This window comes from Ferroplasma sp. Type II, from assembly GCF_000496155.1.
Genome location: NZ_KI542816.1, coordinates 1 through 1,589 on the forward strand (window position 1 = coordinate 1; position 1,589 = coordinate 1,589).

Sequence of the window (1,589 nt, forward strand, 5' to 3'; positions counted from 1 at the left end):
GTCGACTCTGAGGATCCCCAGTCCCGCCATGGACATTCCTATACCAAATCCCACTATTCCAAGCTCGGCTAGAGGGGTATCCATTACCCTCTCCTTTCCATATTTAGATATTAGACCGTCGGTTACCCTAAACACTCCTCCGTCGGTACCAACATCTTCTCCCAGAAGTATGATGGAATCATCTCTCTCCATGGCATTATTTAAACCGCTGTTCAGTGCTTTTACCATTGTCATCTGAGTCATTATATTTCACCCCTCTCCTCTTTTATGTACCACGGTTCCTCCTCATAAAGGTTGCCAAGCATTGTATCTTTGTCCGGTTTAGGGGCCTTTTCATATTTGTCTATTAGCTTTGATGTGGCTTCCTCCATCTCATCATTGATCTGCTTTATGTCCCTATCTGTTATTATTTTCATATCCTTAAGAATTTTCTGGCTTACAATCAGGGGATCTTTCTGGCTGCCTTCAGGCACCCTATCCGTTCTGTATTTATTCGGGTCGTCTGCTGTGGAATGAGGCCCCATTCTATATGTTATTGCCTCTATAAGTATGGGTTCGTTGGCTGCACTTTCAAGGGCTTTTCTGGTTGCACGGTATACTTCTATGAAGTTTGTACCATCTATCCTTATCCCAGAAAATCCATATGCCTCAGCCTTCTTGTAAATGGCTCCTCTTGTCTCTGAGTATGTTTGATTGAATGCCTTATCATCGGTTGGATATGTTGGAACAGATATTGCAAATTGATTATTTTCGCAGAAGAATACCATTGGAAGATTGTAAACTCCAGCAAAATTCATTGATACATGAAAATCAGGAGTTGATGTGGCTCCATCACCAAAAGTTGTTATGACGGAACCTGGTTCTTTTCTATACAGTTTTGCATAGGCAATTCCAGTTGCCGCTGTGAGATTTCCAGCCACGGGAGTTATAACAGCACCTATGTTGTATTTTTTCAGTGAAAAATGATCTGGCATATCCCTCCCTATTTCATTGTCCGTTGCTGTGGCAAATACCTGGGATAATATGGTATCTATTGGAATTCCCATCTGCAGGAGAACACCAAAGTCCCTGTAATATGGATAAAAGAAATCCTCATCCCTTATTGCCATGCCCATTCCAATGTGAATAGCCTCATGCCCCATAAGTGGGATATAAAAAGGTAAAAATCCCTGCCTGCTTGCATTAAGCATTTTTTTGTCAAAAAGCCTTTCCATCACAATATTTCTATATGCGGCCAGCAAACCTTCTTTACTAATATCAGTTTCCTCAATCATGTTTATCCCTCATTTTTATGTATCCTTCAGCAGCCCTGTATGACGTCCTCACAAGAGGCCCGGACGCCACAAAGGAGAATCCCATCTCATATCCGATTTCCTCGAAATGCTTAAATCTGGACATGGGTGAATATTCTTTTACTTCAAGCTGCTTTTTTGTTGGTCTCAGATACTGCCCTACTGTAAATATTTCTACACCGGCATTTCTAAGATCTTTCATTGTGTTTTCAACTTCTTCATCGGTTTCACCTAGCCCTACCATGATGGATGACTTGGTGATAACATCATTCTTGCATTCCTTTATATATTTCAGGA

The 1,589-nt window shown here is 41.3% G+C and carries 1 protein-coding gene and 2 pseudogenes; all 3 read right to left on the reverse strand.

Annotated features, from left to right (window positions below; genetic code table 11):
* Window positions 1–243, reverse strand: a pseudogene (locus tag AMDU4_RS12955) (alpha-ketoacid dehydrogenase subunit beta); the annotation flags it as partial.
* The gene (locus AMDU4_RS12960; protein ID WP_021788388.1) at window positions 243–1,274 is read right to left on the reverse strand and encodes a thiamine pyrophosphate-dependent dehydrogenase E1 component subunit alpha; all 1,032 of its coding nucleotides are present in this window, start codon (window positions 1,272–1,274) and stop codon (window positions 243–245) included. The gene AMDU4_RS12960 and the pseudogene AMDU4_RS12955, both read right to left, overlap by 1 nt.
* A pseudogene (locus AMDU4_RS12965) lies at window positions 1,267–1,589 on the reverse strand (lipoyl synthase); the annotation flags it as partial. The gene AMDU4_RS12960 and the pseudogene AMDU4_RS12965, both read right to left, overlap by 8 nt.